The organism is Lacticaseibacillus suilingensis, from assembly GCF_016861845.1.
GTDB classification, from domain to species: domain Bacteria; phylum Bacillota; class Bacilli; order Lactobacillales; family Lactobacillaceae; genus Lacticaseibacillus; species Lacticaseibacillus suilingensis.
On sequence record NZ_BOLV01000034.1, the window covers coordinates 1 to 11,588 of the forward strand.

The following is an 11,588-nucleotide window of genomic DNA, read 5'->3' on the forward strand; positions in this document are numbered from 1 at the left end:
ATCAGTCATCTGAAAACCTCCAGTTTCAATTCATGATACAGGATGCACTCTCCCTGAGTAAACTTTGCACCAGAACCGTTCATACACAACGAGTTTGAAACAGACACTCATAGAAATCTCTATTAACTCTACTTGACGAAGAGCCAGAATTAGTTGCTAAGATCCTCGCCATTATTGGCAATGACCTTCTTGTACCAGTAGAACGAGTCCTTCGGGTACCGGTTAAGGGTGCCTTCGCCTTTGTCATTGCGGTCAACGTAGACGAAACCATAGCGTTTGCGCATTTCACCAGTGCCGGCGGAAACGAGGTCGATGCAGCCCCACATGGTGTAACCCATCAGATCCACACCATCGATAGTGACAGCGTCGCGCATGGAAGCCAGGTTTTGCTGGAGGTATTCGATGCGGTAGCCATCGTGGATTTTGTGATCGGCGCCGATGTCATCGGCCCAGCCAATGCCGTTTTCGACAATCCAGAGTGGCTTGTGGTAACGGTCGTAGAGGTTGTTTAAAGCGATGCGCAAGATTTGCGGATCGGTGGCCCAGCCCCAGGCGTTGGTCTTCAGGTAGGGGTTCTTCACGCCGGTGACAAAATTGCCGCCGTCTTTGCTGTCAACATCATGGGTGGTGACGGTACTGGATCCATAGCACGAAAAGCTCAGGAAGTCGGCTGGGTAGTGGGCCAGAAGCTCGTAGTCTTCTGGGGTGTCATCCAGCTTGATTCCGTCACGTTCATACTTTTTGATGCGGTAAGCCGGGTAGTGGCCGCCAGTTTGCACGTCAGAGTAGAAGTAGGTGTTTTGCATATCCACTTGGGCCTTGAGCTGGTCGTTAGGATCAGCAGTTAAGGCGTAAAGGGGACCATAGGCCAACATTTGACCGACTTGCACGCTCGGGTCGATTTTATGCGCGGCCCGCACAGTCAGCGCACTGGCGACGAACTGGTTATGGGCGCCTTGGGCTTTGGTTTGTTCGGTGGCGTTGATGATGCCGCCGCCCATGTAGCCGCTCATTTCCATCATGTTGATTTCGTTGAAGGTGAGGTAATAGTGCACCTTGCCCTTGTAACGCTTGATGACGGTGGTGGCGTACTTCACGAAGAGATCGATCAGTTTGCGGTCGGCCCAGCCGTTGTACTTAATCGCCAGGTGCAGGGGGGTCTCGTAGTGAGACAAGGTGACCAGCGGCTCGATGTTGTATTTTTTGCATTCATCGAAGACGTTATCGTAGAACTGCAGACCTGCTTCATTCGGCTGCGCATCGTCCCCGTTCGGGAAAATGCGGGCCCAGTTCATGCTGAGGCGGAAGACCTTAAAGCCCATTTCGCCCATCAACTTGATGTCTTCCTGGTAGTGGTGATAGAAGTCGGTGGCGGTGTGGCTGGGGTAGTATTCGCCATCAAGCACAGCGGGTTCAGCACCTTCAGGGACTTGGCGGTTATTGGCGCCAAAGCCAAAGGGCGTGGCGCCGGTTTCGCCGGTGGTGGGATTCTTCCAGGTGACGCGGCGCGGCTGATCCACGGCGCCATTGGTCATGACGTCCGCGGTGCTTAGACCTTTGCCGCCGTCAAGGTAGCCACCTTCATATTGGTTGGCGGCAGTGGCGCCGCCCCAGAGAAAATTATCGTCAAATTCCATGAAAAGACTCCTTTCTTAGTTGACCGAGTCCGAGATATTAGCATCGAATTGTACGGTTAGCATTATTAGGTCAAGCGCCGCTGTGTTCGGAACAATGACGTCCGCGCCAACCAGTTCCTCGGCACTGCCGATACCGACTGCAAATTGATGCGCAGCTTTAATGGATTCGATGCCAGAAGCGGCATCTTCAAAGCTCATCACTTCTCCACTGCTTAGCCCTAACAGCTTCGCAGTCTGATTATAGATTGCTGGATCCGGCTTACTTGCCGAGAGGGTAGCAGGGTCCGTAATGGCATCAAAGCTATCCAGTAGTTCGAGCTTAGCGAGTAGTCGCGGAGCATTTTGTGAGGCACTTGCGACACCAAGCCGCAATCCCTGCGCCTTGGCTGCTGTTAGCAGAGTATAGATACCTGGCAGAATGTCTGCTGGTGTCATATCCGCTGTGAGTTTCTGGTAGAGGGTGTTTTTTCTAGCACACAGCTCATCCTTTTGGGTGGCGGTGTAGTGAACTGCCGGTGCTTGTTCAAGGATGTAGTTCAGCGAGTCTAAGCGCGAACGGCCTTTCAGATACTCATTGGCGTTTGCCGGGAGCTCTATGCCTATGCTTTTTGCGAGCTGCTCCCATGCTGCAAGATGATAACGATCCGTTCTGGTCAGTACGCCATCCATGTCGAAGATTAGACCTTTTAGCATTTAACCCGCCTGACTTTCGGCGTCAAGATCAGCAACTAGGTCATCCGCATGTACCGATTTTTCCGTCAACGTGGGAATTACGTCTTCTTTTTGGAGTAACACTACTACCACAGCAGTGGCCTTGCCAGCCGCTTGTGCAGTCGTCAGATTAAAAGTCGCCAGTGGTTGCCCATGGTGCACTTTTTTGCCTACCGCAGTGAGAATGTCGAAGCCGGCACCATTCAGCGCGACTGTATCGATGCCCATATGGATTAGATATTCTGTACCATCTTTTGCTTTAAGACCGAGTGCGTGCTTGGTCCCCGCAATCATCGTGATTTTGCCATCGACTGGCGAAACAATCTTACTGTCATGGGGTTGAACCGCAAAGCCATCGCCCATGGCTTTGCTGGCGAACATCTTATCTGGCACCTTGGAAATTGGCATGAGTTGCCCATCTACTGGGGCGTAGAGTTTATTACTTTGATTGAGAAAATTAAACATTACACTCTTCCTTACTGATTACAGTTTTGTGTCCCAATAACCGCAGAAGGCATCAACTGGGCTGACACCTTGGAATGGGGAACGACCGACTAACTTGTCAACAATCGCGGCTGGAACATAGTCATTAGCCGTATACCCGTTGATGAAGGTGCCAACCATCGGCACGTCCTGCAGATGATAAGGATTGGCAACCGAGATGAAGATAGTCGGTAGTTCGTGAACGAACCATGGCACATTAAAGCCCATGGGTTTGAGCCAATTCAGGCGCACGGTTGTTTGATTACTGGCAGTCTTAACATTGGCAAAATAGATGGCTGCATCAAAGCGTGACGTAAGCGCTGAAACCGAGCCAGCGACAAGCAGTGACTTCAGTTCGGCGTCATCTTCGTTAAACAGAGTGACCTCAAAGCCTGCCTTCTTCAGGTCATCAACGAAGATGTTATGAACCGGCGGCTTCCCACTGGCACTGACAACATCACCAATGACAAAGACTAATAGTCGTTTGGTCCGGTTCGAGTCTAGTGGCATCAGGTGTTCTTTGTCTTTTACTAGAGTCACTGACTGTTGTGCTAGGTCTTTGGCCCATTGAACATGTTCGGGACATTGCAGCACCTTTAATGCACCTTCACCAGGGACAAGGGTGCCAGCCGCCTGCGCTTCAAAGAGTTTGAGTGCGGCTTTGGTAGCAAGAATACGCAGTACCGCTTCGTCTAAGCGTTCTTGAGAGATGGTGTGATTTTGAACAGCTGCTGTGATGAAGTGGTAGTCTTCTTCCAGATCGCGGGTGAAGAGTAACATATCACAACCGGCGTTAATCGCTTGTGGCAATAGCTCTGACCGCTTACCTTGAGAACTAAAACCGGCCATGTTCGTCGCATCGGTTGAAATCATACCGTTAAAGCCTAGTTTGCCGCGCAGTAGACCCTGCAAGAGCTCTGGTGAGAGTGAGCCAGGGTAAATATCCTTGTCAGCAATCTTGGGGTTGAAATGGCGCGTGTAGGCTGGCTGGTAAATGTGCCCAGCCATAACCGTCAGGGCACCATTGTCAATCATCGTCTGGTAGATTTTGCCGTAGGTCTTGTCCCAATCTTCAGTAGACAGTGAGTTAACAGAGGTCAGCAGATGCTGATCGCGGTCATCTACACCATCGCCTGGGAAATGTTTGATAGCAACCGCTACGTGTTCACCTTGAGCAGCGCGCATGTATTCCAAGCCCATTTTGATGACCGTATCGGGATTGTCCCCGTAAGTGCGGACGTTGATGATGGGATTAGCAAAGTTTGCGTTGTAGTCAACCACTGGTGCAAACGCCCAGTTGCAGCCGACCGCTTTTCCTTCGCGCGCTGCGACGAGACCGAGCCGATAGGCATTTTCCGGCTTGTTGCTGGCAGCAACTTCAATTTGCCGGCCGTAGAATGTGCCATCAGTGCCGATGCCATCGCCACCGGACTCGAGATTGGCCCCAAGTAGCAGAGGAACCTTACTGATACGTTGTGCGGCTCGCTGCAGGGATTGGATCTTTTGACTGTGTTGTGGACGGTACATAAACCCACCAGGTTGATAGGTATCGATAACCTCTTTTAATTCTTTTTCAGTGTTGTAATCGCCTAGCAGGCAGAACAGCTGGCCGATTTTTTCTTTCTCGGACATCGTGCTGAGCTTGGCCCTAACTTGGGCATCTTGTTGCGAAGTTAGATTGAATGGATTTGCAGATAAATTAACGATAGTCGTCATGGTGACCTCCTTAATATGCAATGTTAGTTCAAGGCTTCAGTCGCTGAGGTCTTAGCTTTGAAGCGGTAAGTAATCACCGTCATGGTGAACGCCAAGGCCATCGATATAAGGACGACAATGATAGCAGAGATCATGCCTGAGAAGTCGGTCGCTTTAGGTGAAAGAAAGCATGGGAAAGCGAAGATTCCCTGGCCGCCCATTTGATAGAACTTAACGCCCATCAGCATGGCCAAAACCCCGCCAAAGGCGGAGGAAATGCAGCTAATGATGAACGGCGTCTTCATTGGCAGTGTCACCCCATAAATTGCTGGTTCAGTGATTCCAAAGATGGCTGGGAAAATCGCAGCAATGGTGGTTTCGCGTTTATTTTGATTCTTAAGCACAAGGGCCAAGGCAAGAAGCGTTGCTAATTGAGTGAAAGGCCCCGCGATGTTGGCGGCGAAGATGATATCATAGCCCTGAGTTGCCAAGTTGTTGATGACAATTGGAATCAGAGCGTTGTGGATTCCGAAGATAACCAGAATCTGCCAGAAACCGCCGATAAAGGCACCAACCAGGATCGGGCTGAGGTGATACAGAGATTGCACAACCCAGGCGATGATATTCGACAGCCAGGTGGCAACTGGGCCGACAACCAGCAAGGTCATTGGTACGGTAATTAAGAGCGTAAGCATTGGCACCAAGAAGTTTGCCACTGACTTTGGACTGATTTTCTTGGCCCACCGTTGAATAATCGAGGCGAACCAGACGGCGATGATAATAGGAATAACCGTTGAGGAATAATTGTTCAGCAGTACCGGAATATGCAGGAAAGTCAGGTACGTTTTGGAAGCAAGAACGGTGCCGCTAAAGATGGTTGCTAGCGGCTTGCCACTAAGCGCAGAGATTAAAGTCGGGTACAAGATAGAGCCGGCAATCGCTACCGCGGTCATCTGATCAACATGGAATTTCTTGCTAGCGCTGATAGCCAGGAAGAATGGGAAGAAGTAGAACAGCGCATCACCAATGGCATAGAGGATAATGTAGGTCCCATCGGTGGTGTGTAGAATGCCAGCGGTTGAGAGAATTGCCAGCAACCCTTTGATCATACCGCTGGCGCACAGGATGCCTAGCAGCGGTACGAAGATGCCGGAAAGCAATTCAACAGCTTTTTCCCAGAGCGACTTCTTTTCTTGAGTAGCCTCAACGGGCTGTTCTTCAGTGTCACTATCGTCGGAAGCGCCCGGAAAATGGTACAGGCTGTCGACTTCATCGAATACGGCTTCTACATGCATACCGATGACGATTTGGTATTGGCCCCCGGCCTGCATGACATCGATAATTCCGTCATGGTCCTTGAGCATTTCCGTTTCAGCAATGCTTTCGTCCTTAAGCACGAAGCGAAGTCGAGTAAAGCAATGAACCAATGAGACCACGTTAGATGGCCCACCAATATGAGCCACAATGAATTTACTCAGATCTGTGTACTGTGCCATGATTGTTACTCCTTTAATTGTGTTGCATGCGCCAATATGTTGTGAATGTGTAAAGTTAGAAACGCACGCTCTTCTGTTGAGATATGAATGTTGTAAAGCTCTTCGAATTTTTTGCTTACAATTTCGACGCAGGCTGCCGCGGTTGGATCACTCTGTTGAACGAACCGCAAAGCGTCCGATGCGCTTGCGTTTTGGTTATAGCTGTTCGCCAGCACACGTTGAATGAAGAACCGCACATGTGTCAGGAAGCGCTGGTAGTAGAACTCGTCGGTTACCGCAGAAAGATCCCGGCTGAAGTAAGCCGAGACTTCCGTTGAGATCCAGTGCACCATTTCGACTAGTTTGTAGCCGCGATACTCGTTTTGCTGCTCCGACTCGCTATTCACGATGTGCAGTGCGATTGTTGCGGCCTCATCGGAGCCGAGAATGACGCCAAAAAAGTTTTCAATGAGCTTAGTACCAAATAAACCGATTTCAAATTCTTGCGGGTAAATACGCTTAATCTCCCATCTCAGTGGATTTTTTAGTGTGATGCCGTTTCGCTGGCGCGATACGGCTCCATGAATATGATCCGTCAATGCCAAGATAATGCTGGCGTTTAGACGCTGTTTGAGCATTGCTTGCGCTTTATCGACAACGTCGTTGGCGATTGCATAGTATTTAATGTTAATGTCGACCAGCAACTTTGCTAGATCTTCAGAGATTTCTCGCGGCAGAATTGGAAAGTAATAGTCAATTTTGCTTTCGTCAATCTCGTCACCTGGATGCTTCGCGAATGCAATCCCGGTGCCGGTGACAATCAGGTTGTTGCCTTTATCGTCGACTACAAAAGCAACGTTATTGTTGAGTCCCTTCTTGATCAGCATGAGTGTTACCCTTTCCCACCTTGATATTTTGGGCAAAACAAAAACCTGCCTGCCGTTACCGACCACGCAGAGTTTTTGCGCATGGGTCACGGCAAACAGGTTTAGCTCGCTATTGCTAACGATAACTATCCATTGGCCAATGGGGTCACTATAGCATTAAATTTTTTGACTGTAAACGATTTCTCCAAGATTTACTTTCCAGGTAAACGAAACGTGCTTGATACAGAGCCGCGATTCAGCATGAGAAAAACGCCAGCCGCTGCTACTCGGCTGACGCATGGTTGATGATTTCAGGACTTTCTGCTTACGAAGACAGTGTAGCATGGGCTGGTGGCGGTGAATACTGGCAAATTTATACTTTTTTGCAGTGCTGAAGAATATCGCTGGCATCGAGTTGAATCCTGCCATGGCGGGCGCTCAGGACGAAGACGGCATCGTATCCGGCGGCGCCTTCAATCAAAAACACATCGCCGGGTTTAAGATGATATTCGGTAACCTTGCCGACCCAATCCACGGTAACGCCGACAATGGGTTGTTGAACCTCATAGGCTTGCGCTTTGGCTCCCCTACTCTGGTTATAACGGTGCGAATAAGGATTGAGTGCGCCATATTCAGCGACAACGGCATCACCGATTTCGGTTTCAAGGCGGTCAGCCAGCGCTGGTGTTGGTGCATTGAGTGGGATAATGACCGCCCCTTTAACATACTGATTAATCTGTTTTGCAAGTTCAGTCAGCGGCGCTGTCACCTTGGCCTGGTAGTTATCGCCAAAGACAACCTGCGCGATGGCATCCGCAGATTTGCCTAGGTCGACGGCATAGTCTTTAAACAGGTCGCCATAGTCAGGCTCGGTTGGATTAAACTTGGTGCGGCCGACCACAATCACTTCGTTGGCTTGCCCGGTCTCAATCCAAACATAATGATTGAGACCATCCTGATCCTTGGTTAGATTGGCGAAATCTGTCGCCCTGAAAGCGTCAGGCGTCAGGTCGTTGATGGCGAACATGCGGTCATACGCAATGATGGCTTGGCTAGCTGGCGGCAAATCTGCCAAGAGCCAGGTTGCAGGATTCTTGCCTTGCAACCGAGCCAACAGCTGCGCCAGTGAACCAATCGATTTTACCGGTGATGCCATCTGTCTCCTCCTTGGGTGGTAGCGGTGTATACTCTGCGGCTTATGTATTACAGAATACAATAATCCAAGAATACTTTAATACAATAATACTAGAATACAATAATACATTTACGGAGGACGGTTGCTAATCCTTGTCGCGCTTGGTCGCAACGCCATTGATGATGTCGTAAGTGCGTTGCTGATCTGGGCGCAGCGACTCGAGCTTTTGCGTGATGAGCTGATCTAAGAGCGTGTTCACGGTGTCAGCTTCGCCGAGCGTCACCAGCGAATTCAGCGCATTACGGGTTGTCACCGAGATGCGAATTGAAGTCGTTTTTTCAGCTGGCTTCTTTTTCGGAGCTGCGGTTTCCTTGACACTTTGGATGATGGATTCGCGGTCGACCTGGTTTTCGACCTCGACCCCGCCTGGCGTGTGGCGCAGGAGCGACTTGCCGGTCTTTTGAGTCGGCTTTTTCTCAAGCATTCCCATGACTAATTCGCCTCCAGACGCTGAATCATTTCTTCGGCGACGGCCTTGTAGGCGCTGTGAACCTTCTTGTCCCACATGTCCTTCGGGTTGTCGGTGATGCCCGTCATGTCGTAGCGTTTAATCCGCGACTGGATGAGGATGTGGTGCTCGAAGATGTTCTCGGTGCCAAATTCATCGATGGCAGCCTGTAGCACTGCTTCGTCGACTGGCGCGCGGCGCTCGGTCAACACTGGCAGGATGCCGAGGATGTCGAGCGGTGCGTTGTAGCGGTCAATCATGAAGGATTGCATGTACTTGACGAACTGTTCGGCCCCGGTCAGTGCACGTTCCTGGGTTTGCAGCACAACAATCAGTTGATCACAGGCGTAAAAAGCCGTGTCATTCGTCGGTTGCAAGGTCGGCGGCACATCGATGAAGATAAAGTCGTAAGCGTCGCGCAGCGCGTCAACGTAGGGCCGGAACGAGGTCACCTGCTCTTTTTCCGTTGGATACTTGGAAGTTAAGAAGTTACCATAGATGGAAAAGTCGACGGCGTTCGGCACCAGGTCGAGGTTGTCGCTGATTGAGATCATGATGTCTTTGAGCGGCTTGTCTTCGGTGATGGCGGTCATTAGCGAGGTTTTGATAGTTGCAGGCATGTCATTGTGCAGGCTCGCGTAGGTTTTGATCATCAGTGCAGTCAGGTTGGCTTGCGGGTCAAAGTCGATCATGCAGACTTTGTGCCCGGCTTTGGCCAGGCTCCAAGCCACGAGCGCCGTGGTTGAAGTTTTGCCGACGCCGCCCTTGAAGTTCGCAAAGGATAAGACGGTAGCAGTCATTTGGTTGGTACCTCCGTTTTTGTATTCTGTAATACATCCAAGGAGATTATACCATGACCGCTGTTGCTTGGGCGATTGAGTTCAAACTGTATTCTGTAATACATGTATTCTGGAATACAATAATACATTGTCGGAAGAGAAGCACCGCGAATTTGGTCGGTGAAAGGAATCCCTAGTTGGCGGCTTTAATGTTCCCGCCACTTTGTATTAAAGTATTACAGAATACATTAATACTTGTAGTATTGTATTATGTGTCACTGAGAATACATGTATTCGATAATACAGGAATCCCTAGACTATTGCGTTATAGCGCTGTTTCCCAGATACTGATATGTGAATGAAGACACAAAAAAACACCACCGACGGCAATCGGTAGCGCCCACAAAAATAATTATCAAGTTATTGTCATTTTAACCCCGTTTGGGAGCGATGGCAAGGGTGCGCGGTGTTTTCTGTTTTTTGCGTACACTCTTCGCCCAAGGGCCCAGTATACGCGAAAGCGGTACTGGGCCTTTGTTGTATCTCAACAACGGGAGCGAGTAGGATGCGCAAGACGGATGCAGCCGATGCAATCAAGACTATTCTAGGTGAAACCTTATCTACCCGACGCTACAAGCATTCAGCGTTGGTACCAGACGGGACTGCTCGTAAAAGCGGGGCGGTTTTTGTGTGCTGGAGCAAGGACTTGCTGCGAGCAGCGCAAGGGGTCGTGATGACCTCACAGGAGGCCGTGCTGGATGCAGATGGGGCTTCGCACTGGACGCCTAATGTCTTTCGCTACGGCACTTACGAGCGGCGAGGAGTGAAGTTTGGGACCATTCGCGGGCACGTGGAGAAGAACCTCAAGGCAATTACTACATTTGTTGTTGATGTTGATTATCCTGCCGGTGCAAAGCCTGATTACGCTGATTTTGATAGCAGCTGCTTTATCATTCGGCAAGGTGGGGCGTTGTTTGAGCCAACCTATATCTTGTCGACACCGCATGGCTATCAGGCTTACTACGTGATGGAGGCGCCGGTTTGGATCCGCCGCAGTGCAGATGGACGGTATCCAGCCTTGGCTTCGGCAAAACACGTTTCACAAGCGATTCGGGCAGCAGTGGCGGCGCGGAATCCCTATACTGACACTGGGGCTAATGACTTTGGCTTCTTTCGGTTGCCATCGAGTGACACCCTGGTCGAGGTTGATGAAGATGCCCGGCCGCCATTTGCTGCGCTGCAAGCATGGTCGATGGCAGTTGGTGAGAAGCAGCAAGGTGCACCAGCCAAGCTAGTGAGTGATCAGGTACATACACAATGGTTTGAGACGCTGACTCAGGCCCAGGTGCCATGCGCGCAGGGGAGTGGGTATGGGCGCAACAATACGCTTTTGACGCTATGTCTGGCTCAGTATGCTTCTGGTGTATCTGAAGCTGAAGCTTTCGACTACGCTGATCAATGGTCCAGCTTTCAGCGGCAACCGTTGCGCGACAGCGAGGTGCGCGCCATTGTGCGCTCAGCTTATTCTGAGCGGTATCAAGGCGCGGATATGAGTTACGTGCGGGAATTGTGCGAGCGATATGTGCCTGGCACCGTGATTAAGAGTGGGGCGCAGGTGTGGTCGCATTTTCGCAAGCCGCGCGCTCAGCGGCAGTACTCCCATCAGCAGGAGTGGGCCCAGGATCTGCTGCGGCTTTCGGAGCGGTCGACTGACCGTGTGCTTGGGCATGCGCGTTTTACTTATTTGCAGCTGCAGCAAACGCTCGGCATCAGCCGGCAGTCGTTAGTGCGGCTGTTGAACGCGTTGGCTAAGCGGGCGCAATTGAGCATTCGCCGGGTGCGGGGGCGCAATGGTGGTGTGTATTTAGCGACGGCGCGGATGATTGCGCAGTATGTGCAGGCTGAGAAGGGGACTGCGCTGCGTGGGCCAGAACGGCCGGGGACGCAAGTTAAGCCGGTACAGTTGACCTTGCAGATTGTAGGGATTTTTGACGGAGTTATGAGGCATATTAAATGGTCTCAATCGCCAATACATATATCTAGTTAGGCCCTTCTGTTTGTCCCCGTTCGGTGCTGGTTGTTCCTATCTTGGCGTGCTAGGATCTTGTTAGCGTGGATGTGTTTCTATCTGGGTTTGATTGTTTTTGATTTTCAGCAGCACTATTTGGAGGGGTAAGACGTGAAGATTGTGTTTATGGTGGGGAATGGGTTGGACTTGCATTGGTTCTGGTGCAAAGTTTACTCAGGGAGAGTGCATCCTGTATCATGAATTGAAACTGGAGGTTTTCAGATGACTGAT

The 11,588-nt window shown here is 50.6% G+C and carries 10 protein-coding genes; 1 reads left to right on the top strand and 9 read right to left on the bottom strand.

All coding sequences use genetic code 11. The features are described from left to right. Window positions 1–149: 149 nt before the first annotated feature. The 9 genes from JUF11_RS12415 to JUF11_RS12455 form a co-directional block, all read right to left on the bottom strand. Window positions 150–1,637 carry a glycoside hydrolase family 1 protein gene (locus tag JUF11_RS12415; protein ID WP_204119856.1) on the bottom strand — a complete coding sequence of 496 codons (1,488 nt, stop codon included), beginning with the start codon at window positions 1,635–1,637 and terminating at the stop codon, window positions 150–152. 15 nt (window positions 1,638–1,652) lie between these two features. Further along, window positions 1,653–2,330: a beta-phosphoglucomutase gene (gene pgmB, locus JUF11_RS12420; protein WP_204119857.1), complete on the bottom strand. Its 678-nt coding sequence runs from the start codon at window positions 2,328–2,330 to the stop codon at window positions 1,653–1,655. Then, window positions 2,331–2,813: a PTS sugar transporter subunit IIA gene (locus JUF11_RS12425; protein WP_204119858.1), complete on the bottom strand. Its 483-nt coding sequence runs from the start codon at window positions 2,811–2,813 to the stop codon at window positions 2,331–2,333. An 18-nt stretch (window positions 2,814–2,831) separates the two neighbouring features. Further along, window positions 2,832–4,547 carry a glycoside hydrolase family 3 protein gene (locus JUF11_RS12430; RefSeq protein WP_204119859.1) on the bottom strand — a complete coding sequence of 572 codons (1,716 nt, stop codon included), beginning with the start codon at window positions 4,545–4,547 and terminating at the stop codon, window positions 2,832–2,834. Window positions 4,548–4,570: 23 nt separating this feature from the next. Continuing rightward, window positions 4,571–6,022 (bottom strand): PTS transporter subunit EIIC, encoded by a 1,452-nt coding sequence (locus tag JUF11_RS12435; protein WP_204119865.1) that lies wholly within the window; start codon window positions 6,020–6,022, stop codon window positions 4,571–4,573. Between the two features lie 5 nt (window positions 6,023–6,027). Next, on the bottom strand, window positions 6,028–6,888 hold the full coding sequence (locus JUF11_RS12440; RefSeq protein WP_204119860.1) for a PRD domain-containing protein: 861 nt from the start codon (window positions 6,886–6,888) through the stop codon (window positions 6,028–6,030). 352 nt (window positions 6,889–7,240) lie between these two features. Beyond that, on the bottom strand, window positions 7,241–8,023 hold the full coding sequence (locus JUF11_RS12445; protein ID WP_204119861.1) for a hypothetical protein: 783 nt from the start codon (window positions 8,021–8,023) through the stop codon (window positions 7,241–7,243). Window positions 8,024–8,147: 124 nt separating this feature from the next. Next, a complete protein-coding gene (locus tag JUF11_RS12450) occupies window positions 8,148–8,492 on the bottom strand; it encodes a DUF5388 domain-containing protein (protein WP_204119862.1) in 345 nt (114 codons plus the stop codon). Window positions 8,493–8,494: 2 nt separating this feature from the next. Continuing rightward, entirely contained in the window at window positions 8,495–9,310 is an 816-nt protein-coding gene (locus JUF11_RS12455; RefSeq protein ID WP_204119863.1) for a ParA family protein, read from the bottom strand. A 544-nt stretch (window positions 9,311–9,854) separates the two neighbouring features. Between JUF11_RS12455 and JUF11_RS12460 the strand changes: the two genes are divergently transcribed. Beyond that, on the top strand, window positions 9,855–11,336 hold the full coding sequence (locus JUF11_RS12460) for a primase C-terminal domain-containing protein (RefSeq protein ID WP_204119864.1): 1,482 nt from the start codon (window positions 9,855–9,857) through the stop codon (window positions 11,334–11,336). Window positions 11,337–11,588: the final 252 nt, after the last annotated feature.

Excerpts from the sequence above, each read along its gene's own strand:
- JUF11_RS12460 (WP_204119864.1), top strand. The coding sequence starts at position 9,855 with ATGCGCAAGACGGATGCAGCCGATGCAATCAAGACTATTCTAGGTGAA.
- JUF11_RS12435 (WP_204119865.1), bottom strand. The coding sequence starts at position 6,022 with ATGGCACAGTACACAGATCTGAGTAAATTCATTGTGGCTCATATTGGT.
- JUF11_RS12415 (WP_204119856.1), bottom strand. The coding sequence starts at position 1,637 with ATGGAATTTGACGATAATTTTCTCTGGGGCGGCGCCACTGCCGCCAAC.
- JUF11_RS12445 (WP_204119861.1), bottom strand. The coding sequence starts at position 8,023 with ATGGCATCACCGGTAAAATCGATTGGTTCACTGGCGCAGCTGTTGGCT.
- JUF11_RS12430 (WP_204119859.1), bottom strand. The coding sequence starts at position 4,547 with ATGACGACTATCGTTAATTTATCTGCAAATCCATTCAATCTAACTTCG.
- JUF11_RS12440 (WP_204119860.1), bottom strand. The coding sequence starts at position 6,888 with ATGCTGATCAAGAAGGGACTCAACAATAACGTTGCTTTTGTAGTCGAC.
- pgmB (WP_204119857.1), bottom strand. The coding sequence starts at position 2,330 with ATGCTAAAAGGTCTAATCTTCGACATGGATGGCGTACTGACCAGAACG.
- JUF11_RS12450 (WP_204119862.1), bottom strand. The coding sequence starts at position 8,492 with ATGGGAATGCTTGAGAAAAAGCCGACTCAAAAGACCGGCAAGTCGCTC.
- JUF11_RS12425 (WP_204119858.1), bottom strand. The coding sequence starts at position 2,813 with ATGTTTAATTTTCTCAATCAAAGTAATAAACTCTACGCCCCAGTAGAT.
- JUF11_RS12455 (WP_204119863.1), bottom strand. The coding sequence starts at position 9,310 with ATGACTGCTACCGTCTTATCCTTTGCGAACTTCAAGGGCGGCGTCGGC.